The sequence below is a fragment of the Streptomyces sp. NPDC097981 genome, assembly GCF_040302565.1.
Lineage (GTDB): Bacteria > Actinomycetota > Actinomycetes > Streptomycetales > Streptomycetaceae > Streptomyces.
Map to the genome: position 1 here is coordinate 26,748 of NZ_JBEORW010000022.1, position 21,692 is coordinate 48,439.

At 70.0% G+C, this 21,692-nt stretch carries 25 protein-coding genes, 1 tRNA gene and 1 riboswitch; of the genes, 8 read left to right on the forward strand and 18 right to left on the reverse strand.

Going from position 1 to position 21,692, the window contains the following annotated elements; genetic code table 11:
* Window positions 1–44 precede the first annotated feature (44 nt).
* The 5 genes from ABTY04_RS21650 to ABTY04_RS21670 form a co-directional block, all read right to left on the reverse strand.
* Window positions 45–1,409: a DUF445 domain-containing protein gene (locus tag ABTY04_RS21650; RefSeq protein ID WP_502996689.1), complete on the reverse strand. Its 1,365-nt coding sequence runs from the start codon at window positions 1,407–1,409 to the stop codon at window positions 45–47.
* Window positions 1,410–1,502: 93 nt separating this feature from the next.
* On the reverse strand, window positions 1,503–2,153 hold the full coding sequence (locus ABTY04_RS21655; RefSeq protein ID WP_352215079.1) for a DUF1707 SHOCT-like domain-containing protein: 651 nt from the start codon (window positions 2,151–2,153) through the stop codon (window positions 1,503–1,505).
* Between the two features lie 190 nt (window positions 2,154–2,343).
* Complete coding sequence (locus tag ABTY04_RS21660; protein WP_352214991.1) at window positions 2,344–3,309, reverse strand: ABC transporter ATP-binding protein; 966 nt, start codon at window positions 3,307–3,309, stop codon at window positions 2,344–2,346.
* Window positions 3,310–3,312: 3 nt separating this feature from the next.
* Complete coding sequence (locus ABTY04_RS21665; protein ID WP_352215080.1) at window positions 3,313–4,077, reverse strand: ABC transporter permease; 765 nt, start codon at window positions 4,075–4,077, stop codon at window positions 3,313–3,315.
* 205 nt (window positions 4,078–4,282) lie between these two features.
* Window positions 4,283–5,110, reverse strand: coding sequence for an ABC transporter permease (locus ABTY04_RS21670; protein WP_352214992.1), 828 nt, complete (start codon window positions 5,108–5,110; stop codon window positions 4,283–4,285).
* Window positions 5,111–5,286: 176 nt separating this feature from the next.
* On the opposite strand from ABTY04_RS21670, the gene ABTY04_RS21675 reads away from it, so the two are divergent.
* The gene (locus ABTY04_RS21675) at window positions 5,287–7,731 is read left to right on the forward strand and encodes a transglycosylase domain-containing protein (protein ID WP_352214993.1); all 2,445 of its coding nucleotides are present in this window, start codon (window positions 5,287–5,289) and stop codon (window positions 7,729–7,731) included.
* Window positions 7,732–7,770: 39 nt separating this feature from the next.
* Here ABTY04_RS21675 and ABTY04_RS21680 read toward each other — a convergent pair whose 3' ends face one another.
* From ABTY04_RS21680 to ABTY04_RS21690, 3 genes are all read right to left on the reverse strand, one after another.
* Window positions 7,771–8,091 carry a DMT family transporter gene (locus ABTY04_RS21680; RefSeq protein WP_352214994.1) on the reverse strand — a complete coding sequence of 107 codons (321 nt, stop codon included), beginning with the start codon at window positions 8,089–8,091 and terminating at the stop codon, window positions 7,771–7,773.
* Window positions 8,092–8,121: 30 nt separating this feature from the next.
* Window positions 8,122–8,201, reverse strand: a riboswitch (guanidine-III (ykkC-III) riboswitch).
* A 51-nt stretch (window positions 8,202–8,252) separates the two neighbouring features.
* Window positions 8,253–8,555 (reverse strand): GroES family chaperonin, encoded by a 303-nt coding sequence (locus ABTY04_RS21685; RefSeq protein WP_250569469.1) that lies wholly within the window; start codon window positions 8,553–8,555, stop codon window positions 8,253–8,255.
* A 94-nt stretch (window positions 8,556–8,649) separates the two neighbouring features.
* On the reverse strand, window positions 8,650–8,967 hold the full coding sequence (locus ABTY04_RS21690) for a DUF3618 domain-containing protein (RefSeq protein WP_352214995.1): 318 nt from the start codon (window positions 8,965–8,967) through the stop codon (window positions 8,650–8,652).
* Between the two features lie 121 nt (window positions 8,968–9,088).
* On the opposite strand from ABTY04_RS21690, the gene bcp reads away from it, so the two are divergent.
* The 3 genes from bcp (at window position 9,089) to ABTY04_RS21705 (ending at window position 10,477) form a co-directional block, all read left to right on the forward strand.
* Window positions 9,089–9,556 (forward strand): thioredoxin-dependent thiol peroxidase, encoded by a 468-nt coding sequence (gene bcp / locus ABTY04_RS21695; RefSeq protein ID WP_352214996.1) that lies wholly within the window; start codon window positions 9,089–9,091, stop codon window positions 9,554–9,556.
* Window positions 9,557–9,698: 142 nt separating this feature from the next.
* On the forward strand, window positions 9,699–10,355 hold the full coding sequence (locus tag ABTY04_RS21700) for an HNH endonuclease signature motif containing protein (RefSeq protein ID WP_352214997.1): 657 nt from the start codon (window positions 9,699–9,701) through the stop codon (window positions 10,353–10,355).
* A gap of 47 nt (window positions 10,356–10,402) precedes the next feature.
* Window positions 10,403–10,477: transfer RNA gene (locus ABTY04_RS21705), tRNA-Leu, on the forward strand.
* A 55-nt stretch (window positions 10,478–10,532) separates the two neighbouring features.
* Here ABTY04_RS21705 and rdgB read toward each other — a convergent pair.
* The 4 genes from rdgB to ABTY04_RS21725 form a co-directional block, all read right to left on the reverse strand.
* Window positions 10,533–11,138: an RdgB/HAM1 family non-canonical purine NTP pyrophosphatase gene (gene rdgB / locus ABTY04_RS21710; RefSeq protein WP_352214998.1), complete on the reverse strand. Its 606-nt coding sequence runs from the start codon at window positions 11,136–11,138 to the stop codon at window positions 10,533–10,535.
* Between the two features lie 38 nt (window positions 11,139–11,176).
* Window positions 11,177–11,563 (reverse strand): hypothetical protein, encoded by a 387-nt coding sequence (locus ABTY04_RS21715; protein ID WP_352214999.1) that lies wholly within the window; start codon window positions 11,561–11,563, stop codon window positions 11,177–11,179.
* Window positions 11,564–11,668: 105 nt separating this feature from the next.
* Window positions 11,669–12,394, reverse strand: a complete 726-nt coding sequence (gene rph, locus ABTY04_RS21720; RefSeq protein ID WP_352215000.1) for a ribonuclease PH — start codon at window positions 12,392–12,394, stop codon at window positions 11,669–11,671.
* Window positions 12,395–12,538: 144 nt separating this feature from the next.
* Window positions 12,539–12,772, reverse strand: a complete 234-nt coding sequence (locus ABTY04_RS21725; RefSeq protein WP_352215001.1) for a PTS sugar transporter subunit IIB — start codon at window positions 12,770–12,772, stop codon at window positions 12,539–12,541.
* A gap of 246 nt (window positions 12,773–13,018) precedes the next feature.
* Here ABTY04_RS21725 and ABTY04_RS21730 point away from each other — a divergent pair, with 246 nt between their 5' ends.
* Entirely contained in the window at window positions 13,019–14,320 is a 1,302-nt protein-coding gene (locus tag ABTY04_RS21730) for a PTS transporter subunit EIIC (protein WP_352215002.1), read from the forward strand.
* Window positions 14,321–14,606: 286 nt separating this feature from the next.
* Entirely contained in the window at window positions 14,607–15,863 is a 1,257-nt protein-coding gene (locus tag ABTY04_RS21735) for a PTS transporter subunit EIIC (protein ID WP_352215003.1), read from the forward strand.
* Between the two features lie 83 nt (window positions 15,864–15,946).
* Here ABTY04_RS21735 and ABTY04_RS21740 read toward each other — a convergent pair whose 3' ends face one another.
* The gene (locus ABTY04_RS21740) at window positions 15,947–16,699 is read right to left on the reverse strand and encodes an MBL fold metallo-hydrolase (protein WP_352215004.1); all 753 of its coding nucleotides are present in this window, start codon (window positions 16,697–16,699) and stop codon (window positions 15,947–15,949) included.
* A 215-nt stretch (window positions 16,700–16,914) separates the two neighbouring features.
* On the opposite strand from ABTY04_RS21740, the gene ABTY04_RS21745 reads away from it, so the two are divergent.
* Together ABTY04_RS21745 and ABTY04_RS21750 are read left to right on the forward strand one after the other, a co-directional pair.
* Entirely contained in the window at window positions 16,915–17,334 is a 420-nt protein-coding gene (locus tag ABTY04_RS21745) for a hypothetical protein (protein WP_352215005.1), read from the forward strand.
* Complete coding sequence (locus ABTY04_RS21750; protein WP_352215006.1) at window positions 17,334–17,696, forward strand: DUF488 domain-containing protein; 363 nt, start codon at window positions 17,334–17,336, stop codon at window positions 17,694–17,696. The genes ABTY04_RS21745 and ABTY04_RS21750 overlap by 1 nt, the downstream gene beginning before the upstream one ends.
* A 150-nt stretch (window positions 17,697–17,846) precedes the next feature.
* On the opposite strand, the gene ABTY04_RS21755 is transcribed toward ABTY04_RS21750, so the two are convergent.
* The 5 genes from ABTY04_RS21755 to ABTY04_RS21775 form a co-directional block, all read right to left on the reverse strand.
* Window positions 17,847–18,797: a PLP-dependent cysteine synthase family protein gene (locus tag ABTY04_RS21755; protein WP_352215007.1), complete on the reverse strand. Its 951-nt coding sequence runs from the start codon at window positions 18,795–18,797 to the stop codon at window positions 17,847–17,849.
* Window positions 18,797–19,075, reverse strand: a complete 279-nt coding sequence (locus tag ABTY04_RS21760) for a MoaD/ThiS family protein (RefSeq protein WP_352215008.1) — start codon at window positions 19,073–19,075, stop codon at window positions 18,797–18,799. The genes ABTY04_RS21755 and ABTY04_RS21760 overlap by 1 nt, the downstream gene beginning before the upstream one ends.
* A gap of 82 nt (window positions 19,076–19,157) precedes the next feature.
* Window positions 19,158–19,265, reverse strand: coding sequence for a putative leader peptide (locus ABTY04_RS21765; protein WP_311318620.1), 108 nt, complete (start codon window positions 19,263–19,265; stop codon window positions 19,158–19,160).
* Window positions 19,266–19,342: 77 nt separating this feature from the next.
* Window positions 19,343–19,765 carry a M67 family metallopeptidase gene (locus ABTY04_RS21770; RefSeq protein WP_352215009.1) on the reverse strand — a complete coding sequence of 141 codons (423 nt, stop codon included), beginning with the start codon at window positions 19,763–19,765 and terminating at the stop codon, window positions 19,343–19,345.
* A 133-nt stretch (window positions 19,766–19,898) separates the two neighbouring features.
* On the reverse strand, window positions 19,899–21,332 hold the full coding sequence (locus tag ABTY04_RS21775) for an amino acid permease (protein WP_352215010.1): 1,434 nt from the start codon (window positions 21,330–21,332) through the stop codon (window positions 19,899–19,901).
* Window positions 21,333–21,692 lie beyond the last annotated feature (360 nt).

The window sequence follows — 21,692 nt, forward strand, 5'->3', positions numbered from 1 at the left end:
GCCGACCGGCCTCGGTGCCGGAACGGCCCGTGCGCCGGTCCGGCCTACGCGCCGAACGCCTGCGACACCGTGTAGATCAGGAGCCCGGCCAGGGCACCGACCACCGTGCCGTTGATGCGGATGAACTGGAGGTCCCGACCGATGTGGGCCTCGATCTTCCGTGACGTGTGCCCGGCGTCCCACCCGGCCACGGTGTCCGTGATCAGCGAGGTGATCTCGGTCCGGTAGGTGGTCACCACGTACACCACCGCGCCCTCGATCCAGCCCTCCACCTTGTCCTGGAGCCGGCCGTCCGTGGCCAGCCGCGCGCCCAGGGACAGCAGTGAGGACCGGACCCGCAGCCGCAGCTCGCTCTGCTCGTCCTCCGCCGCCGAGATGATCATCGACCGGACCGCGGTCCAGGCGGAGGCGATCATGTCCTGGACCTCCCCGCGCTGGAGGATCTCGGACTTCAGGCGCTCCACCCGGGCCCGGGTGTCCGTGTCCGACTGGAGGTCGGCCGCGAAGTCCGTCAGGAACCGGTCCACCGCCCCGCGCGCCGGGTGCTCCGGCATGTCCCGCATCTCCGTCAGGAAGCGGAGCAGCTCCTTGTACACCCGCTCGCCGACCTTTCGGTCCACGAACCGCGGGGTCCAGCCGGGCGCTCCGCCCTGGACCGCGCCCATCACCGAGTCCCCGTGCGTCACCAGCCAGTCGTGGGCTTTGACGCAGACGAGGTCGACGACGCGGCGGTGCCCGCCGTCCGCGACGACCTTCTCCAGGGTCTTGCCGATCCCGGGTGCGATCTCGGCGGTCTCGGCCCGCCGCGTGATCGCCTCCCCCACGACGGCCTGCACGTCGGAATCGCGCAGTACGGTCAGGGCTCCGCGCAGCGCGGTGGCCAGTTCGGCCGTGACCCGGTCGGCGTGCGCGGGCTCGGCCAGCCAGGCTCCCAGCCGGCCGCCGATGCCGAGGGCGTGCAGGCGGGCGCGGACCACGTCCGGGGAGAGGAAGTTCTCGCCGACGAACTCCCCGAGGGTGACGCCGAGCTGGTCCTTCTTGGTCGGGATGATCGCGGTGTGCGGGATGGGCAGGCCGAGCGGGCGCCGGAACAGTGCGGTGACGGCGAACCAGTCGGCGAGCGCGCCGACCATGCCGGCCTCGGCTGCGGCCCGGACGTACCCGGCCCAGCCGCCGGCGCCGGAGTGCTCCGCCCAGGTGGTCAGTACGTAGACCAGCGCGACCAGGATCAGCAGGCCCGTCGCGGTGGTCTTCATGCGGCGGACGCCGCGGCGGCGCTCCTCGTCGGCCGCGCTGAACACGAAGCCGCCGGTGCCCGTGCCGGTGCCTGTACGTGCGTGCGTGCGTGTGGCCGTGGTGCGGTTGTCCACGTTCTCCTCCCTTCCCCCGGACGCCGGTTTCGTCTGCATAGCATCCGACTCCCCGGAGGCCCGAAGAGTTCCCGGCACGCCGATGCGCCGCCCGCCCGTCTCCGGCCCGCCACGACCTCGGCTCCGGACCGGCTAGAGCTCCTTGCGTACGGTGCCGCCGTCCAGCCGCTTCGCACCCTTGGCGCCCTTGGCGCCCTTCGGCGGCTTGACCTTGACCTCGACCCCGCCCCAGAAGGCGAGACCGTTCACGATCACCCGCGGAGCACCCGGTTCCGGCCGGTTCTCCAGGGTCTTGCCCTGGTCGAAGGCGCCCATGATGCCGATGCCCCGTACGTCGACCTCCACGCCCGGCGGGACCGTGATCTCGATGCCGCCCATGATGGCCACGCAGGTGATCACGACCTCGCGCGCCGCGAAGTCGGCCTCGCGCAGGTCGAGCTCACCGCCGCCCCAGAAGGCCAGCGCGTTGAACCGGTCGGGCACCGTCCAGCGGCCCTTGCGCTGGAACCCCGACATGACCGCGACCGCCGACGAGGAGGTCGCCGTGCCGCCGATCCGCGTCGGCCAGGACGAGCCCGGGGAAGCGGCCGGGGCCACGGGCCGGTCCATGGGACCGGCCACGGGCGGCAGGTCCTGGGTCAGCGGTTCGAGCTCCGCGTACGTACGGGACGTGTACGCCGCCTCCAGCCGCTCCTCGAACTCCTCCATGTCGAGCCGGCCCTCGGCGACGGCGTCCCGCAGACGCTCCACCACCCGTTCACGGTCGGCGTCCGACGCCCGCATGGCCGGGAGCGGCTCGGGGCCCGCGCCTTCCGGAACCTTCTTCTCCAGCGATGTCTTCTCCGGTGATGCCTTCTCCGGCAACGGTTTCTCAGACCGCTCGTCACTCATGCGGGTCAGCCTATGCACAGAAGCGCCCCGGTTGAACGGCTCCGCCCCCGAGCCGCACCCGGGGTCCGCCCCTGATTTCCCCCTACCCCCGCCCCGCGTACATCCGCGCGATCACGTCCTCGATGTCCGGCTCCCGCACCGACAGGTCCTGCAGCGGATACCGCGCCGCCACCTCCGCCACCAGCGGCGCCGCCGAGGAGCCCGCCGGGAACGCCAGCCACTGCCGCGGCCCGTCCACCTTCACCACCCGCGCCCCCGCCACGCTGATCTCCGGAAGCTCCCGCTCCAGGTCCACCACCAGCGTCCGCTCGCTCTCCCCCATCGAGTGCAGACCGGCCAGCGGCCCGTCGTACATCAGCCGCCCGTGGTCGATCACCATCACCCGCTCGCACAGCTGCTCGATGTCCTGGAGGTCGTGGGTCGTGAGCAGCACGGTCGTGCCGAGCTCCGCGTTCAACTGCCGCAGGAAGCCCCGTACCTTCGCCTTGCTCACCACATCGAGCCCGATCGTCGGCTCGTCCAGGTACAGCACGTCCGGATCGTGCAGCAGCGCCGCCGCGACGTCCCCGCGCATCCGCTGGCCCAGCGACAGCTGGCGGACCGGTACGTCCAGCAGCTCGGCCAGGTCGAGGCGGTCCACGCAGCGCTCCAGGTTCTCCTTGAACCTCGCCTCCGGGATCCGGTACATCCGCCGCATCAGCCCGTACGAGTCCTTCAGCGGCAGGTCCCACCACAGCGTGGTCCGCTGCCCGAACACCACCCCGATCCGGTGCGCCAGCCGCATCCGCTCCCGTGCCGGGTCGATGCCCGCGACCCGCAGCCGGCCGCCGCTCGGGGTGAGGATGCCGGTCAGCATCTTGATCGTGGTCGACTTCCCGGCGCCGTTGGGCCCGATGTAGCCGACCACCTCCCCCCGCGCCACCTCGAAGCTGATCCCGTCCACGGCCCTGACCTGGCGTTTCTCCCGGCGCATCAGGCCCACCCGGCGCCGTACGTCGAAGACCTTCTCGACCCCGTCCAGCTCGATCAGCACATCCGTGCCCGCCACCGCTCAGCTCCCTGTGCTCCGGTACGAACGAAGACCCGCACGCCACGCCAGCGATGCGGGCAGAAACACCACGAAGGCCACCAGCGGGCTCAGGAACGCCACCCACCCCGGCAGCCCCAGCGGGTCGGGCCGCCCCAGCACGTGCAGGGCGGGCAACCAGTTGACGAAGGCCAGCGGCACGATGAAGGTGACCCCGCGCAGCAGGTCCTTCGCGAACACCGTCGGCGGGTACTGCAGCATCGTGTTGCCGCCGTACGTGAAGGAGTTCTGCACCTCCGCCGCATCCCCCGCGACGAACTGGAACGCCGCCCCGGCCACCATCACCGCCCCGAAGATCGCCGCCCCGGCCGCGATCATCACGGGCACCAGGAGCACCTTCCCGGCGGTCCATTCCACGTCCAGCGCTGCAACCGCCCACACCAGGACCGCCAGGCCCTGCCCGATCCGCCCCACCCGGCGCAGCGCGAACCGGTCGGCCGCGACCTGCGCGAGCACCGGGACCGGGCGCACCAGCATGGTGTCGAGCGAGCCGTCGCGGATCCGGACCCCGATCCGGTCCGTATTGCCGAGGAACAGGTCCGCGAGTCCCAGGGAGGCCGAGCAGGACCCGTACAGCAGGGCGATCTCGGGCAGCGTGAACCCGCCCAGGACGTCCACGTGCGAGAACATGATCCAGATCGCGACGAAGTCGAGGAGCTGGATCGCCGCGTTCCCGAAGGCGGACAGGAAGAACGACGTCCGGTACGTCATCGTCGACCGGACCCACATGGCCACGATCAGCCCGTATCCCCGCAGTCCCTCCGCCGCTCGGAGCCGGTTCCCGTTCCGGTTCCGCTGCGGTGCGTCGGGCGGAAGGGCGCTCCCGCGCGGCCGCGGCACCACGTCCGACGCATGAGCCGCATCCGCCGCCTCCGCCTCGCCGGGCGCCTCCGCCTCGCCGGGCGCCTCGGCCGCCCCCGCCGCATCCATTGCCTCAGCCACCCTGGACGACCACCTTCCGCGTCGCGGCCGACTGCAACAGCCGTCCAGCGCCCAGCAGCACGAGCGCCCATCCCGCCTGGAAGCCCAGCGCCCGCACCGCTCCCCCGGCCCCGGCGTGCTCGCCCATCAGCACGTCCAGCGGCACCTGGAGCATCGCCGCCCACGGCAGGACGCGCACGAACTCGCCGAAGCCGCCCGGGAACACCGTCAGCGGCAGCAGCATCCCGGAGAAGAAGATCGTGACGACGACGGCCATCAGGTTGATCCCGGTCCCGTCCATCAGCCAGAACGCGGCCAGCCCCAGCAGGTACCGGATCCCGAAGCTGACGAGCAGCGCGAGAGTGACGGACACCAGGAACAGCAGCCAGCGCAGCGGGTCGGCGGGCAAGGCCAGTTGGAACGCCAGCGCCCCCGCGAGCAGCGGCGCCACCCCGCGCCCGAGCAACTGGAAGCCGGCCCGCCCCAGATCGGCCGCGAGCCACCACATCTGGAGGTCGGCCGGCCGGTACAGGTCGACGGCGATGTCACCCGTGCGGATGCGCTCGTGCATCTCGTCCTGGAAGCCGCCGCCGATGAGCGCGCCAGCGGCGAGCAGCGACTGGCTCACCCAGACGAAGGTCAGGGCCTGCGCCTGGTCGTAACCGCCCAGCCCGGGCCGCTCGTCCCACAGCGCGACGTACGTGTACGCGAGGATGAAGCCGAAGACGGTGTTGGTGAACACCCCTGCCGCCGTCGCGGTCCCGTAGGTGGCGTAGCGCCGGAACCCGCCGGCCGCGACGGCCGGATAGAGCCACGTCCTGTGAGCCGTTGACTGGCGCACCGTATCCCTCCGTATTTCCCGGTCGTTCCTACGGTCGGCCAAAGCGCGCGAGCTTAGTGCGGAGGGGCGAGCCACGCGACCGATTTACGCCCGTCCGAAGCGGAACGGGCGGCCATCGGGTAGACAGCAGGGGGTACAGATACGGATATTTCGTACGGCGTCGAGGAGTCCTGGCGATGAGCGACCAGTCACCACCACCGGGGTGGACCCCTCGTGACCCGGACACCCCCGCAGAACCTCCCGCGCAGCCGCCCGCCCAACCCCCCTCGGCACAGCAGCCGCAGCCCAAGACGCCGTCCACGCCCGGAGACAGGAAGAGCGGGAAGCAGGAGCGCAGAGCCGCCAAAAAGGCCGACCGGCAACGGAAACGGACCGGCTGGCGCCGCATGGTCCCCACCTGGCGCATGGTCGTCGGCGCCGTGCTGCTGCTCGCGCTGCTGGTCCTCGGCGCCCTCGCCGCCGGCTACCTGCTGGTCGACATCCCGCCCGCCAACTCCGCCGCGACCGCCCAGTCCAACGTCTACCTCTACGCCGACGGCTCCCAGCTCGCCCGCGACGGCGAGGTCAACCGCGTCAACGTCGCGCTCTCGCAGATCCCCCGCACGGTGCAGGAAGCCGTGCTGGCCGCCGAAGACCGGGACTTCTACTCCGAACGGGCGGTGGACCCCAAGGCGATGCTGCGCGCCGCCTGGAACACGGCGACCGGCAAGGGCACCCAGTCCGGCTCGACCATCACCCAGCAGTACGTCAAGAACTACTACCTGGGCCAGGAACAGACGATCAAGCGCAAGGTCAAGGAGTTCTTCATCGCGATCAAACTCGGCCGCGAGAAGTCGAAGGACTACATCCTTGAGGGCTACCTCAACACCAGCTACTTCGGCCGCAACGCGTACGGCATCCAGGCCGCCGCCCAGGCCTACTACGGCAAGGACGTCGGCAGACTCACCACCGCCGAGGGGGCGTACCTCGCCACCCTCCTCAACTCCCCCAGCGCCTTCGACGTCGTCTCCCACCCGCAGAGCCGCGAACGCGCGCTCGCCCGCTGGAACTACGTACTCGGCGGCATGGTCAAGAAGCAGTGGCTGCCCGCGGCCGAGCAGGCCGCCACCCGGTTCCCCGAACCCGGCAAGATCCGCCCGGCCGCCGGGCTCTCCGGCCAGCGCGGCTACCTCGTCGAAGCCGTCAAGGACTACATCGTCGAGCGCGGGATCGTCGGCGAGAAGACCCTCGCCAAGGGCGGCTACCGCATCACCACCACCATCGACAGGCGCCGCGAGAACGACATCGTCGACGCCGTCGACAAGGAGATGGTCAGCAAACTCGACCCGGAGACGCGCAAGGCCGACCGCTTCGTCCGGGCCGGCGGGGTCTCCGTCGACCCCGCCACCGGCAAGGTCGTCGCCATGTACGGGGGCATCGACTACACCAAGCAGTACGTCAACAACGCGACCCGGCACGACTACCAGGTGGCCTCCACCTTCAAGCCGTTCGTGTTCGCCTCCGCCGTGGAGAACGGCTCCCACACCCAGGACGGCCGCCGGATCACCCCCAACACCCTCTACAACGGCGACAACAAGCGCCGCGTCGTCGGCACCCGGATCCCGTACGCCCCCGAGAACGAAGGCCAGTTGTCCTACGGGTACATCACCGTCAGCACCGCCACCGACCTCTCGGTCAACGCCGTCTTCGCCCAGATGGTCGTCGACGTCGGCACCGCCAGGGTCAAGAAGACCGCGATCGGACTCGGCATCCCCGAGAACACCCCGAACTTCGTCGCGAGCCCGGCCATGGCACTCGGCACCATGCAGGCCAGCGTCCTGGACATGACCCAGGCGTACGCCACCCTCGCCGACCACGGCCGCTACACCCCGTACACCTTCGTCGAGAAGATCACCAAGGGCGGCGACAACGTCCACCTGCCCGACCGCACCCCGAAGCAGGCCGTCAGCCGCGAAGCCGCCGACACCACCACGTCCATGCTGGTCAGCGTCGTCGACAACGGCAGCGGCACGGCCGCCCTCGCCGCCGGCCGCCCGGCCGCCGGCAAGACCGGCACCGCCGAACTGGACCGCGCCGCGTGGTTCGCGGCGTACACCCCGGACCTGGTCACGGTCGTCGCGATGATGGGCCAGGACCCCGAGACCGGCACCCTGGAATCCCTCTACGGCGCGCTCGGCGAGCCCCGCATCGGGGGCGGCGGCTACCCGGCCCGCATCTGGGCGCAGTACACGAAGACGGCCCTGGAGGGCAGCGAACCCCTGGACTTCGACCTCGAACTCCAGCCGGGCGCCGTCGCGTCCCCGCCGCCGTTCATCCCGAACAGCCCGGAGCCGACGCCGGACGAGAGCGCCTCCGAGTTCCCCGAATCCCCGGAAACCCCGGCACGGCCCAGACGGCCGAACCGGCCGAACCGGCCGACGCCGCCGACGGGCGGGCAGAACCAGGGCGGCCGGACGGAGGGCCAGACCACGGAGGGCGACACCGCGGAAGGCGACACCACGGAAGGCGACACCACGGAAGACGGGACCGACGCGGGCTCCACGACCGGCACGACCGCAGGCACCCTGGGCGGGGTCACCGGCGGCCTGCGCCGCCGCCCACCGTCGCAATACGTGGAATAGCGGTACGACGGAAGATCGGAAGACCAGAAGGCCGGAAGATCAGTGCCCGGAGGTCGCCTTCAGCCCCACCACGGCGGCCAGCAGCAGGCAGATGAAGAAGATCCGGGCGGCGGTGACGGGCTCCCCCAGCACCGCCATGCCGAGCACCGCCGCCCCGGCCGCACCGATGCCCACCCACACGCCGTACGCGGTGCCGATGGGCAGGGTCTTGGCGGCGTACGAGAGCAGCACCATGCTCGCGACGATCCCGGCACCCGTGAACACACTGGGCCACAGCCTGGTGAATCCCTCGGTGAACTTCATACCGATCGACCAGCCGACCTCAAGCAGACCGGCGACGAGAAGCAGAACCCAGGCCATGACGGGCACCTCCGGAACGAGAGCGAACGGGGTGCGTCGTCTTGTCATCCAGCCACGGCTACCCGGTACGGCGCGTCTCGTCGGGGTTCCCCGCCACCGTAGCAAAACCCACGAAAAAGGCCGGTGACGCCCGTCACCGGCCCTTCTCACAAAGGGACGATCTAGAGGTACAGCCCGGTGGAGTCCTCGGACCCCTCCAGCCGCTCCGCGGCCACGGCGTGCAGATCCCGCTCGCGCATCAGCACGTACGTCGCACCCCGCACCTCGACCTCGGCCCGGTCCTCAGGGTCGTACAGCACCCGGTCCCCCGGCTCCACACTGCGCACGTTCTGCCCGACCGCGACCACCTCGGCCCAGGCCAGCCGCTTGCCGACGGCAGCGGTCGCCGGAATCAGGATGCCGCCGCCCGAACGCCGCTCGCCCTCCGGCGAATCGGACTTCACGAGCACCCGGTCGTGCAGCATGCGGATGGGCAGCTTGTCGTGGGTGGTGGTGTTGGTGTTGTCGCTCACGCAACGAACCTACCCGTCCGCGCCCGGTCCGTGCGCCGCGGGGCCATCAGCGCTTGCGCCGCGCCGACGCGACGAGCAGGCCGACCACACCCGCCGCGACCAGTGCGACGGGCACGATCCGCTCGTAGCGCGGGGCACCGTCCTCGTGGCGCAGGCCGTCCCGTACATCCGTCACGAGACGGTTCACGGCGACGACGGCACGCCCGACGGTGTGGTCGACGGTCGAGGCGACCTTGGCCTTCGCATCCCCGATGATCGTCTGCGGGTGCATGCGCACACCGATCTCGTCGAGCGTCTCGGCGAGCTGCTCGCGGCGGCGGACGATGTCCGCCTCGATCTGTGCGGGGGTCCTGGCTTCCGGCACCGCGCTGCCTCCGTCGTCGTCATGGTCGGTCGTGCTCGGTCGTGGGGGGCGTAGCCCACCATGAACAGTCTGTCAGCTTAGTCTCGGACCGTACCGATCCCCTCCCGAGGAGACTGTTGACATGAGTGAGCGACTCCAGCCGGGCGACACCGCCCCCGCCTTCACCCTGCCCGACGCGGACGGCAACGAGGTCTCGCTCGCCGACCACAAGGGCCGCAAGGTGATCGTGTACTTCTACCCCGCGGCGCTGACGCCGGGCTGCACGAAGCAGGCCTGCGACTTCACGGACAACCTCGCGGTGCTGGCCGAGGCCGGCTACGACGTGATCGGCGTATCCCCGGACAAGCCGGAGAAGCTGGCGAAGTTCCGCGAGAAAGAGCACCTGAAGGTCACCCTGGTCGGCGACCCGGAGAAGGAGGTCCTGACCGCCTACGGCGCGTTCGGCGAGAAGAAGCTGTACGGCAAGACGGTGACCGGGGTCATCCGCTCCACGGTGATCGTGGACGAGGAGGGCAAGGTCGAGCGCGCCCTGTACAACGTCAAGGCCACCGGCCACGTAGCCAAGATCATCAAGGACCTGGGCATCTAGACCGCCGCCCGCCCCTCCACGGCCCGCACCAATTGGCGCGGGCCGTTCCGCTTATCGGACGAAAGGGCCCGTAACTGTCCGACTGCCGGTCCGATACTCCGTGCGAGGGCCGCACGGGCAGCCGGGAGCGGAGGGGGCCGAGATGCCGATCAGTCGGTACACGAGGGAACGCCTCACGGAGGCGGCGACGACGTCGCACACGCTGACGGAGGCGCTACGGAAGCTGGGGGTCGACCCGAAGGGGGGTTCGCGGCGCTACGTTCACGACCGCATGCGGAAGCTGGGCGTGGACGTCTCCCACTTCGAACGGGAGGGGGTCAAATGGACCAGGGAGGTCCTGGCGGAGGCCGTCGCGGCCTCGACGACCATGTGCGAGGTGCTCCGGCGCCTCGGCCTCGACGTCGTGGGCGGCCACCACACCCACATCAGCCGCAAAGTGAAGTCCCTCGGCATAGACACCTCCCACTTCGCACCTCCGCCGCCAACGGAGCGGATGCGCGACAACCGAAGGCGGCGCACCCCCGAGGAGATCCTTCGCGAGGACCGGTCCCCGGCCGTTGCCAGGGTCCCCAACTCCCGACTGCGACGTGCGCTGCTCGAGAGCGGCGTCGAGGAACACTGCGCCATGTGCGGCATGAAGGCCATCTGGCTGGGGGAGCCGCTACAGCTCGAGGTCGACCACATCGACGGCAACTGGCGCGACAACCGCGCACAGAACCTGCGATTCCTCTGCCCCAACTGCCATGCTCTCACCAGCACCTGGTGTCGCGGCGGCGCGCCTCGGCAGCACCGTGGTTGATCTCTTCGCGACGATACCCAGAGGACCAGTAAGGTAGGCACCGCGAGGGGCCCGTATCCCAGCTGGCAAGAGGATGCCGGTTTAGATCCGGTATGTCGTGGGTTCGAGTCCCACCGGGCCCACAGTGACGGCCCGGTGACCATCCCCTGATGGCCACCGGGCCGTTGGCGTGCCGGCTCAGGCCACGAGGGCGCGGATGAAGGGGACCAGGGCGCGGAAGGCGTGGCCGCGGTGGGAGATGGCGTTCTTCTCCGCCGAGGTGAGTTCCGCGCAGGTGCGGGTGTCGCCCTCGGGCTGCAGGATCGGGTCGTAGCCGAAGCCGCCCGTGCCCGACGGGGCGCGGCGCAGGGTGCCGGGGAGGCGGCCCTCCACGACGCGTTCGGTGCCGTCCGGCAGGGCCAGGGCCGCCGCGCACGCGAAGTGGGCTCCGCGGTGTTCGTCGGCGATGTCCCCGAGCTGGGCCAGCAGCAGGTCCAGGTTCGCCTTGTCGTCGCCGTGCGTACCCGCCCACCGCGCCGAGAAGATGCCGGGGGCGCCGTTCAGGACGTCCACGCAGAGGCCGGAGTCGTCGGCGATCGCCGGGAGGCCGGTGGCCCGGGCCAGGGCGTGGGCCTTGAGGAGCGCGTTCTCGGCGAAGGTGACGCCGGTTTCCTCGACGTCCGGGATCTGCGGGTACGCGTCCGCGCCGACCAGCTCGTGCGGCAGGCCGGCGTCGGACAGGATGGCGTGGAGCTCGGCGATTTTGCCCGCGTTGCGGGTGGCGAGGATCAGGCGGCTGGTCATGGCGCCCATTATCCGGTCCCCTCCGGACGGGTGGCGGTTCAGCCCGGGGTGCAGACCTTCGACAGTTCCTTCGCCGCGTCGGCGACGGGCTGGATGTCGGGGTTCGGGTTGCCGTTCTCGATGGCCGTGCGGACGTTCTTCACCGCCGTGGTCATGGAGGAGACGGCCTTGCTGAGGTCGGCGTTGTCCGTCTGGTCGCCGACCTTCTTGAGGTTCGTCTCGATCTGGTTCAGCGCGTTCTGGGCGTCCTGCGGGCTGTTACCGGCCTGGGAGACCGCCTGCTGCAGGTCGTTCGCGCCGTCCGTGATGGCCACCGCCGTGTTCGCGCAGTCCATCGCCGTCGAGATCGCGTCACAGGACGTCAGCGCCGGGACGGCGAGGGCCGCGGCGAGCACGACCGCCGCTATGCGGTGCTTCGGGTTCATGGTTCGGGTCTCCCAGAAATCGACACGGATGCGAGGACGGGCGCACGGCTTTGACACCGTGCGCCCGTATGCAAGGGGACGCAGGAGCGCGCCCCGTGGTTCTGCCTAGAGCTGGAGGGCGCCCAGCTGGATGGCTTCCAGGTCGGCGCAGCCGCCGGCGGCCAGGTCCAGGAGGGCGTTGAGCTCCTTGCGGTCGAAGGGCTCGCCCTCGGCGGTGCCCTGGACCTCGACGAAGCGGCCGTCGCCGGTGCAGACCACGTTCATGTCGGTCTCGGCGCGCACGTCCTCCTCGTAGCAGAGGTCGAGCAACGGGACGCCGTCGACGATGCCGACGCTGACGGCGGCGACGGTGCCGGTGAGCGGCTTGCGGCCGGCCTTGATCAGCTTCTTCTGCTGGCCCCAGGCGATGGCGTCGGCGAGGGCGACGTACGCGCCGGTGATGGCGGCGGTGCGGGTGCCGCCGTCGGCCTGGAGGACGTCGCAGTCCAGGACGATGGTGTTCTCGCCGAGGGCCTTGTAGTCGATGACGGCACGCAGGGAGCGGCCGATGAGGCGGGAGATCTCGTGGGTGCGGCCGCCGATCTTGCCGCGTACGGACTCGCGGTCGCCGCGGGTGTTGGTGGAGCGGGGCAGCATCGAGTACTCGGAGGTGACCCAGCCTTCGCCGCTGCCCTTGCGCCAGCGCGGGACGCCTTCGGTGAAGGAGGCGGTGCAGAAGACCTTGGTGTCGCCGAAGGAGATGAGCACGGAGCCCTCGGCGTGCTTGCTCCATCCGCGTTCGATGGTGACCGGGCGGAGCTGTTCGGGCGTGCGGCCGTCGATGCGAGACATGCGTCCGAGCCTAGTCGGTGCGCGGCCGGGCCCGTGCCGCTGTGCGAAGACCCCGTCCGGACGGGTCCGGGACGGGGTCTCGTGCAGGTGCGGCGACGGGTGTCGGCGCCGTCGGGCCTGCGGGTGTGCAAGCGGGTGCTCAGCTCACATCATGTCTTCGATGTCGGCGGCGATCGGGTCGGCGTCGGTGCCGATGACGACCTGGACCGCGGTGCCCATCTTGACGACGCCGTGGGCGCCGGCGGCCTTCAGGGCGGCTTCGTCGACGAGGTCAGGGTCGACCACCTCGGTGCGCAGGCGGGTGATGCAGCCTTCGACCTCTTCGATGTTCTCGATGCCGCCAAGCCCGGCGACGATCTTCTCAGCCTTGGTGGCCATGTGTTTCTCCCTGGGTTCTACGAAGAACGGGTCTCGGCGGCCCTGGTCCGGCCAGTGCGCTCTGGTTTGTCACGGTAGCCCACTGTTGGCCCAGCTTCGCGAGCGTGGGTCCAGCTTCTGCCGAATGATGACGATCAGCAGCAACCTGCCTTCCGGGCGGGTGGATGCCGTCGCACCACGACTGGTCTACACCAGTGTGCCGCACGGGGCGCACCTGCCAAAACGGGCCTGCCAGGGAGGACGCCGATGAGCGCGAGCAGCACGGCAGCAGCACCGCAGCCGAAGTGGTGGGGCGGCTTGTACCCGGGGCTGCAGAGGATGGGGCGGAGTCTGCAGCTGCCGATCGCGGTGCTGCCCGCGGCCGGGCTCCTCAACGGGCTCGGGCAGCCCGGGGTCTTCGGCGAGGAGGGCTTGAACTGGACGATCGTGGCCAAGGTGATGGTGGCCGCGGGCGGCGCCCTGCTCAACGCGGACCTCGGCCTGCCCCTGCTCTTCTGCATCGGGGTGGCGATCGGCATGGCCAAGAAGGCGGACGGGTCGACGGCACTCGCGGCGGTGGCGGGCTTCCTCGTCTACCGGGGCGTGCTGCACGCCTTCCCCAACACCTGCCCGGTCGGCACCAAGGCCATCGGGGGCGGCTGCGTGGGGCCGAACAACACGTTCGTGGAGTTCACGTACCAGAACCCGGGGGTATTCGGCGGCATCATCATGGGCCTGCTGGCCGCGTGGTTCTGGCAGCGTTTCCACCGGGTCAGGCTGGTCGACTGGCTGGGCTTCTTCAACGGCCGCCGGCTGGTGCCGATCATCATGTCGTTCGTGGCGATCGGGTTCGCGGCGCTCTGCCTGTGGATCTGGCCGCCGGTCGGCAACGCGCTGGAGAGCTTCTCCGACTGGCTGGTGGGGCTGGGCTCGTGGGGCGCCGGCATCTTCGGGGTGGCGAACCGCGCACTGCTGGTGATCGGCCTGCACCAGTTCCTGAACGTGCCGGTGTGGTTCCAGTTCGGCAGCTACACGAAGCCGGACGGGACGACGGTGCACGGCGACATCAACATGTTCCTGGCGGGCGACCCGAATGCGGGGCAGTTCCTGTCCGGGTTCTTCCCGATCATGATGTTCGCGCTCCCTGCGGCGGCGCTCGCGATCGCGCACTGTGCGAAGCCGCAGCGGCGCAAGGAGGTCGCCGGTCTGATGCTGTCGGTCGGCCTGACCTCGTTCGTCACGGGCATCACGGAGCCGCTGGAGTACTCGTTCCTCTTCGTCGCGCCGGTGCTGTACGTGATCCACGCGCTGCTGACGGGCGTATCGATGGCGGTGACCTGGGCGCTGGGCGTCCATGACGGCTTCAGCTTCTCGGCGGGCCTGATCGACTACGTCATCAACTTCGGCCTGGCGACGAAGCCCTTGTTGATCATTCCGATCGGCCTGTGCTTCGCGGTGGTCTATTACGCGGTCTTCCGCTTCGCGATCACGAAGTTCGACATCCCGACCCCCGGCCGGGAGTCCGACGAGGAGATCGCCGCGATGCAGGCGGAGAACACGAAGGCGTAACGAACCCCCGCACGGCCAGAGGCCCTTGGATCCATGGGATCCGGGGGCCTTCCGCTTGTCCGCCCGCCGGCTTCCGTGGCATTCGCCCGCGCCGGTCGGAGTGTGGCGTAGACCACAGGAAATCGAAGGTTCCTTATCTATCCCCGACCATGCTACAACTGGTCTACACCACCCATTGGTGTAGACCACGCAAGCCCGGTCCGGAGCTCGCGTACCCCCATTTTGAGACGCCGCCAGCCCCCGTTTTGCACCCCCTGGGCGGCGCCTTGCCTTCTGGAGGAAGCTCATGTCCACAGCCACCGCTGCGGAAAAGAAGAAGGGCGCGGGCGTGATGGCTGTCATGCAGCGCATCGGCCGGAGCCTCATGCTCCCCGTTGCAGTGCTGCCCGCAGGTGCGCTGCTGCTCCGCCTCGGCAACGACGACATGCTCGGCGATCCGACGCTGCCGACGTTCCTCACCAAGATCGCAGGCTACATGGCCGCCGGTGGCGGCGCGATCCTCGACAACATGGCACTGCTGTTCGCCGTCGGCATCGCGATCGGCTTCGCCAAGAAGTCCGACGGCTCGACGGCCCTGGCCGCCGTGACGGGTTACCTGGTCTTCAAGAACGTGCTGGCCACGTTCACCGACTCGAACCTGCCGAAGCTCTCGAAGGTCGTCGACGGCAAGATCGTACAGGTGGATGCGCCGGTCGACGCCAAGGTGCTCGGCGGCGTCGTGATGGGCATCATCGTCGCGCTGCTCTACCAGAAGTTCTACCGGACCAAGCTGCCGGACTGGGCGGGCTTCTTCGGCGGCCGCCGTCTGGTCCCGATCCTCTCCGCCTTCGCGGGCCTGGTCACCGGCATCGTCTTCGGTCTCGTCTGGCCCGTCCTCGGCACGGGTCTGCACAGCTTCGGTGAGTGGCTGGTCGGCTCCGGCGCCGTCGGCGCGGGCATCTTCGGCGTCGCCAACCGTGCGCTGATCCCGGTCGGCATGCACCACCTGCTGAACTCCTTCCCGTGGTTCCAGGCGGGCGAGTACAACGGCAAGAGCGGCGACATCGCCCGCTTCCTCGCCGGCGACCCGAGCGCCGGACAGTTCATGACCGGCTTCTTCCCGATCATGATGTTCGCCCTCCCGGCGGCCTGCCTCGCGATCGTCCACTGCGCCCGCCCCGAGCGCCGCAAGGTCGTCGGCGGCATGATGTTCTCCCTCGCGCTCACCTCCTTCGTCACCGGTGTGACCGAGCCGATCGAGTTCACGTTCATGTTCATCGCCCCGGTGCTGTACGCGGTCCACGCGGTGCTGACCGGTGTCTCGATGGCCCTGACCTGGTCCCTGGGCATGAGGGACGGCTTCGGCTTCTCGGCCGGCCTGGTCGACTTCGGCCTGAACCTCGGCATCGCGTCCAACCCGTGGGGCCTGGCCGGCATCGGCCTCTGCTTCGCGGTGGTCTACTACTTCGTCTTCCGCTTCGCGATCACGAAGTTCAACCTCCCGACGCCGGGCCGCGAGTCCGACGAGGAGCTCGCCGAGCTGGCGAAGGCCGAGGCCAAGTAACCACGACGCCGCGTGCGTACGGCGAAGCCCCCGTTCTCCCGGAAGGGGAGGGCGGGGGCTTCGCCGTATCCGGTCCTCGCGTGTCAGACCTCGTAGACGGCGCCCGCGTGCGCCAGGTCCACCGGGCCGTCGTAGACCGCGCGGGCGTCGGCCAGGTTCTGGCTGGGGTCCGTCCACGGCGGGATGTGCGTCAGGACGAGCCGGCCGACGCGGCCGCCGCGCGCGAACTCCCCGGCCTCGCGGCCGTTGAGGTGGAGGTCCGGGATGTCCTCCTTGCCGTGCGTGAACGAGGCCTCGCACAGGAAGAGGTCCGTGCCCTCGGCGAGCAGCCCCAACTCGGGGCAGACGCCGGTGTCACCGGAGTACGTGAGGGAGCGGCCGCCGTGCTCGACGCGGATGCCGTAGGCCTCGACGGGGTGGCGGACCCGCTCGGTGCGGACGGTGAACGGGCCGATCTCGAAGCTGCCGGACTTCAGTGGCCGGAAGTCGAAGACCTCGCTCATGGAACGCTCGTCGGGGACGTCCTCGTACGCGGTCGTCAGGCGCTTCTCGGTGCCCTCGGGGCCGAAGACGGGGATCGCGGCGCACCGGCCGCCCTCGTGCCGGTAGTAGCGGGCGACGAAGTACGCGCACATGTCGATGCAGTGGTCGGCGTGCAGATGGCTCAGGAAGATCGCGTCGAGGTCGTAGAGACCGATGTGGCGCTGCAGCTCGCCCAGGGCGCCGTTGCCCATGTCGAGGAGCAGCCGGAAGCCGTCGGCCTCGACGAGGTAGCTCGAACAGGCCGATTCCGCGGACGGGAACGACCCCGAGCAGCCGACGACGGTGAGCTTCATGGAGCGAGAACCTCCGGGGACGGTCCGTGGACGGAATGCGGGCCGTGCGTGGGTCGAGCGTAAGGCGCGAAACGTCACGTCGCTCCTCCGCGGCAGGCCGTTGTGGGGGGAATCACCTGTGCTGTCACCCGGGGGAGCGACGGTGGGCACGGGCGTGCCGGTGCCCTGCGCGTGTACTGCCGTGCCGGGGTGCGGGGCGCGGCTACCTTCGGAACATGGACACGTCCTGGTGGCCCGCGGCGGCCGCGGTGGTGGCCGTGGTGCTGGTGGTGCTGGTCGCGGGGCGTCGGCCGGGGACGGCCCGGCGGGCCCGGCCCCCGCACGGGCCGGGGGCGCCGCCGCAGCCGCGGGCGGGTGAGCTGTGGTCCCTGGCAGACGGGCGCCGCTGCCTGGTGCTGGCGGTGGCGTCCGTACGGGCGCACCGGGCGCGGGTCGCGTGGATCACCGGGAAGTACGACGACCGGCGGGCCGGGGTGATCCCGCTGCCGCCGGGAACGGTGGGGGCGCAGGGCCGGGCGGGCTTCCTGGAGGCGGACCGGCCGGCGGAGGTGTCGGTGTGGGAGTTCCGCAGCCGGCTGGGAGTGCTGGATCCTGCGGTGTGGGACGAGGTCAAGGGACTCGGAGGTGGGCGCTGATGGGATCCGGACCGGTGCGGTTGCGGCGGGTCTACGATCCCCCGGAGCCGGGGGCGGACGGCGTACGGGTGCTCGTGGACCGGCTGTGGCCGCGGGGCCTGGCGAAGGCGGCGGCCGCGGTGGACGAGTGGCCGAAGGCGGTGACCCCGTCCGCGGAGCTGCGGAAGTGGTACCACGGCGGCGGGGGCTCACCGGAGGAGTTCCGGGCCCGGTACGAGGCGGAGCTGGCGGCTCCGGAGGCGGAGGCGGAGCTGGAGCGGCTGCGCGCGATGGCCGAGGCGGGACCGGTCACCCTGCTGACCGCGGTCAAGGACCCCGCCACGAGCCACGCCGCCGTCCTGGCGGCATTCCTGTCCGGGTGATTCCCGGCCCCCGACGCGAGCCCCCGCGCCTCAAACGCCGGCGGGGCTGGATCCACCTGGCGGCGCCGGCGAGGTCCGGCCCTGCCGGCGCAGTCCAGCCCCGCCGGCGATTGCGGCGGACGGGGTTCCGGTGTGGGGTCCCCGGAGGGGTCAGGCCCAGAGCTGGCCCTGGAGGACCGCGATGGCCTCTTCCGTCGTGGCGGCCGTGTAGACGCCCGTCGACAGGTACTTCCAGCCTCCGTCGGCCACGACGAAGACGATGTCCGCCGTTTCGCCGGCGGCCACCGCCTTGCGGCCCACGCCGATCGCCGCGTGCAGGGCGGCCCCGGTGGAGACGCCCGCGAAGATGCCCTCCAGCTGGAGGAGTTCACGCGTGCGCGTGACCGCGTCCGCCGAGCCCACCGAGTAGCGGGTCGTCAGGACCGAGGCGTCGTACAGCTCCGGGACGAAGCCCTCGTCCAGGTTGCGCAGGCCGTAGACCAGGTCGTCGTAGCGGGGCTCCGCGGCGACGATCTTGACGCCCTCGACGTGCTCGCGCAGGTAGCGGCCGACGCCCATCAGGGTGCCCGTCGTGCCCAGGCCCGCCACGAAGTGGGTGACCGAGGGGAGGTCCCGCAGGATCTCGGGGCCCGTCGTCGCGTAGTGGGCGCCCGCGTTGTCCGGGTTTCCGTACTGGTAGAGCATCACCCAGTCGGGGTGCTCCGCGGCGAGTTCCTTCGCCACCCGGACCGCGGTGTTCGATCCGCCCGCCGCCGGCGACGAGATGATCTCGGCTCCCCACATGGCCAGCAGGTCACGGCGCTCCTGGCTCGTGTTCTCCGGCATGACGCACACGATCCGGTAGCCCTTGAGCTTGGCCGCCATCGCCAGCGAGATGCCGGTGTTGCCCGAGGTGGGCTCCAGGATGGTGCAGCCGGGGTACAGCCTGCCGTCCTTCTCGGCCTGCTCGACCATGTGGAGCGCCGGGCGGTCCTTGATCGAGCCGGTCGGGTTGCGGTCCTCCAGCTTGGCCCAGATGCGGACGTCGTCGGAAGGCGACAGCCGGGGCAGCCTGACGAGCGGCGTGTTGCCGACCGCGGCCAGCGGGGAGTCGTAGCGCATCAGACAGAGCCGCCGGCGACGGCCGGGAGGATGGTGACGCTGTCGCCGTCCTTGAGCGCGGTGGAGATGCCGTCGATGAAGCGGACGTCCTCGTCGTTGAGGTAGACGTTCACGAAGCGGCGCAGCTTGCCGCCGTCGACGATGCGCTCCTCAATGCCCTTGTGGCGCGTCTCCAGGTCCGCGAAGAGCTCGGACAGCGTGGCGCCCTCACCGGTGACGGCCTTCTCGCCGTCGGTGTAGGTGCGGAGGATGGTGGGGATGCGGACCTCGATGGCCATGGCAGGCTCCAGTCGTGAAGTAAAGCGGGAGAGGGCGTAAGGGCGCGCGGCGCGTGGGCCCCCGCGCGAGGGGCCGGGGTGCTCAGGCGGCAGGACAGATGCTGCTGGCGAGCCGGCACAGGTCGACGTGCAGCCGCGCCACGAGCAGCAGCCTGCTGGGCGTCTCGATGCTCACGTCATGGGGAACCATGCGGTCATGTTAACGATTCCCGGTCCCCCATCTGGAGTGTGATCCCGCATCGTGGACGCAATCTGCTCGCATCGTGGTCAGTAGGCCTCGGCGACCTTCACTTCCTCCTCGGTGATGACCCCGTCGACGATCCGGTACGAGCGGAACTGGAACTCCCCGAGGCCGTCGGTGTCCGCCGTCGAGACCAGCACGTAGTGCGCGCCGGGCTCGTTCGCGTACGTGACGTCCGTACGGGAGGGGTAGGCCTCGGTCGCGGTGTGCGAGTGGTAGACGATCACGGGCTCCTCGTCCCGGTCGTCGAGCTCGCGGTACAGCTTGAGCAGATCCTTCGAGTCGAACTCGTAGAACGTGGGCGAGCGGGCCGCGTTGAGCATCGGGATGAACCGCTCGGGGCGGTCGGTGCCGGCCGGTCCGGCCACGACGCCGCACGCCTCGTCGGGGTGGTCCTTGCGGGCGTGCTCGACGATCTGGTCGTACAGCGCCTGGGTGAGGGTCAGCATGAGCGACAGGATAAGCAGACGGGCCCTCCCGTACCGAGGTGTGGTACGGAAGGGCCCGGATGCTGGACACAAGGTCCGTGGGGCCTCGGCTCCCGGCCGTGACGGGCGGCCGGGCCCCGAAGGGAGGGGTCGGTCAGGAGACCTTGTTGAAGGCGGCTCCGGCCGGGTTGCGCTTCTTGAGCACCAGGTACGAGACGCCCAGGATCAGGCCCCACAGCGGCGCGCAGTACAGCGAGACGCGGGAGTCCTTGTCGATGCCCATCATCACGATGACCATGCCGATGAACAGCAGGGCGAACCAGCTGCTCCACGGGGCGCCGGGCGCCCGGAAGGGGGACTGCGGCAGCTCGCCGCGGTCGGCCTTGGCGCGGTAGCGGATCTGGCAGACCAGGATCATGATCCAGGCCCACATGCCGGAGATGGTGGCGAAGGAGACGACGTAGTCGAAGGCCTTGCCCGGGGCGACGTAGTTGATCCAGACGCCCACCAGCATCAGCGCGGCGGAGAAGGTGGTGCCCACGAGCGGGGTGCCGCTCCTGGTGAGCTTGGTGAAGACCTTCGGGCCCTGCCCGTTGAGGGCGAGGTCGCGCAGCATGCGGCCGGTGGAGTACATGCCCGAGTTGCAGGAGGACAGGGCGGCGGTCAGCACGACGAAGTTGACGATCGCGGCGCCGACGCCGAGGCCCATCTTCTCGAAGGCCAGCACGAACGGGCTCTCGCCCGCCTTGAAGTTGGACCACGGGATGACCGACATGATCATGATGAGGGCGCCGACGTAGAAGACGGCGATGCGCCACGGCACGGTGTTGATGGCCTTGGGCAGGGTCTTCTCGGGGTCCTTGGACTCGCCGGCGGTGACGCCGACCAGCTCGACCGCCAGGAAGGCGAACATGACGATCTGGAGCGTCATCAGCGTCTCGCCGATGCCGTTCGGGAAGAAGCCGCGGTCGCTCCACAGGTTGGAGACGGAGGCCGTGGCGGCGGCGTCGGAGAAGCCGACGGTCAGGATGCCGGCGCAGATCAGGATCATGCCGACGATGGCGGTGACCTTGACCATGGAGAACCAGAACTCAAGCTCGCCGAAGAGCTTCACGGAGATCAGGTTGGCGGCGTAGAGGATGACCGTGAAGATCAGCGCGTAGGCCCACTGCGGGAAGCTGTCATGGGTCCAGTACGACATGTACTTGGCCGCCGCGGTCACCTCGGTGATGCCGGTGACCACCCAGAACAGCCAGTACGTCCAGCCTGTCGCATATCCCCAGAACGGGCCGAGGAACTCCCGGGCGTAGTCCGAGAAGGAGCCCGAGACCGGGCGGTACATCAGCAGCTCGCCCAGGGCGCGCATGATGAAGAAGATGACCAGGCCCGCGATGGCGTAGGCCAGGATCAGGCTCGGGCCCGCCTTCGAGATCGCCTTGCCGGCGCCCAGGAAGAGGCCTGTGCCGATGGCTCCGCCGATCGCGATCATCTGGATCTGGCGGGCTCCGAGTGCGCGGTGGTACCCCTCCCCGCCCTCGGCGCCCTCGGCGGGCGTCCTGTCGTGCTGCTCGACCTGCACAGAGGTCATGTCTTGGTGCGCCTTTCTCCACGCCGACCCGCGCCTCGATGGCTGCGGATCGGGTCCTCGATCCCCCCGGATACGGATGGAGTTGCACCCGGCGGTCAGCCGGTTCAAGCGGGCCGGGGGGCATGGGTGGCGCCCCGCCGGCGGTCGTGAAGATTTATCACGGGCTTACGAGGGACCGAGGAGAGGAAAAGTGACCTGGAACACATAAAATTCAGGACAAGGTGCCCGAAAAACGCCAGATCACCGCATGGCGGTGATCTGATCGTTATCCGGATTTGAGCGTCCGCTGAGCGAACAGTGTTCGCGTTTGAGGCTTTCCTGAGGGTTCCGAGGCTTCTCGGACGGTCTCGGACGGTCCTC

Coding starts and splice junctions, on each gene's coding strand:
- ABTY04_RS21760 (WP_352215008.1), bottom strand. CDS start 19,075: ATGGCCATCGAGGTCCGCATCCCCACCATCCTCCGCACCTACACCGAC.
- ABTY04_RS21725 (WP_352215001.1), bottom strand. CDS start 12,772: ATGGCCACCAAGGCTGAGAAGATCGTCGCCGGGCTTGGCGGCATCGAG.
- ABTY04_RS21750 (WP_352215006.1), top strand. CDS start 17,334: ATGGGATCCGGACCGGTGCGGTTGCGGCGGGTCTACGATCCCCCGGAG.
- ABTY04_RS21665 (WP_352215080.1), bottom strand. CDS start 4,077: ATGTGGGTCCGGTCGACGATGACGTACCGGACGTCGTTCTTCCTGTCC.
- ABTY04_RS21700 (WP_352214997.1), top strand. CDS start 9,699: ATGCCGATCAGTCGGTACACGAGGGAACGCCTCACGGAGGCGGCGACG.
- ABTY04_RS21680 (WP_352214994.1), bottom strand. CDS start 8,091: ATGGCCTGGGTTCTGCTTCTCGTCGCCGGTCTGCTTGAGGTCGGCTGG.
- ABTY04_RS21755 (WP_352215007.1), bottom strand. CDS start 18,797: ATGCGCTACGACTCCCCGCTGGCCGCGGTCGGCAACACGCCGCTCGTC.
- ABTY04_RS21730 (WP_352215002.1), top strand. CDS start 13,019: ATGAGCGCGAGCAGCACGGCAGCAGCACCGCAGCCGAAGTGGTGGGGC.
- ABTY04_RS21685 (WP_250569469.1), bottom strand. CDS start 8,555: ATGCTGCACGACCGGGTGCTCGTGAAGTCCGATTCGCCGGAGGGCGAG.
- rph (WP_352215000.1), bottom strand. CDS start 12,394: ATGTCTCGCATCGACGGCCGCACGCCCGAACAGCTCCGCCCGGTCACC.
- ABTY04_RS21765 (WP_311318620.1), bottom strand. CDS start 19,265: ATGGTTCCCCATGACGTGAGCATCGAGACGCCCAGCAGGCTGCTGCTC.
- ABTY04_RS21770 (WP_352215009.1), bottom strand. CDS start 19,765: ATGCTGACCCTCACCCAGGCGCTGTACGACCAGATCGTCGAGCACGCC.
- ABTY04_RS21675 (WP_352214993.1), top strand. CDS start 5,287: ATGAGCGACCAGTCACCACCACCGGGGTGGACCCCTCGTGACCCGGAC.
- ABTY04_RS21775 (WP_352215010.1), bottom strand. CDS start 21,332: ATGACCTCTGTGCAGGTCGAGCAGCACGACAGGACGCCCGCCGAGGGC.
- ABTY04_RS21745 (WP_352215005.1), top strand. CDS start 16,915: ATGGACACGTCCTGGTGGCCCGCGGCGGCCGCGGTGGTGGCCGTGGTG.
- ABTY04_RS21650 (WP_502996689.1), bottom strand. CDS start 1,409: ATGCAGACGAAACCGGCGTCCGGGGGAAGGGAGGAGAACGTGGACAAC.
- ABTY04_RS21655 (WP_352215079.1), bottom strand. CDS start 2,153: ATGCGGGCGTCGGACGCCGACCGTGAACGGGTGGTGGAGCGTCTGCGG.
- ABTY04_RS21715 (WP_352214999.1), bottom strand. CDS start 11,563: ATGAACCCGAAGCACCGCATAGCGGCGGTCGTGCTCGCCGCGGCCCTC.
- ABTY04_RS21735 (WP_352215003.1), top strand. CDS start 14,607: ATGTCCACAGCCACCGCTGCGGAAAAGAAGAAGGGCGCGGGCGTGATG.
- rdgB (WP_352214998.1), bottom strand. CDS start 11,138: ATGACCAGCCGCCTGATCCTCGCCACCCGCAACGCGGGCAAAATCGCC.
- bcp (WP_352214996.1), top strand. CDS start 9,089: ATGAGTGAGCGACTCCAGCCGGGCGACACCGCCCCCGCCTTCACCCTG.
- ABTY04_RS21740 (WP_352215004.1), bottom strand. CDS start 16,699: ATGAAGCTCACCGTCGTCGGCTGCTCGGGGTCGTTCCCGTCCGCGGAA.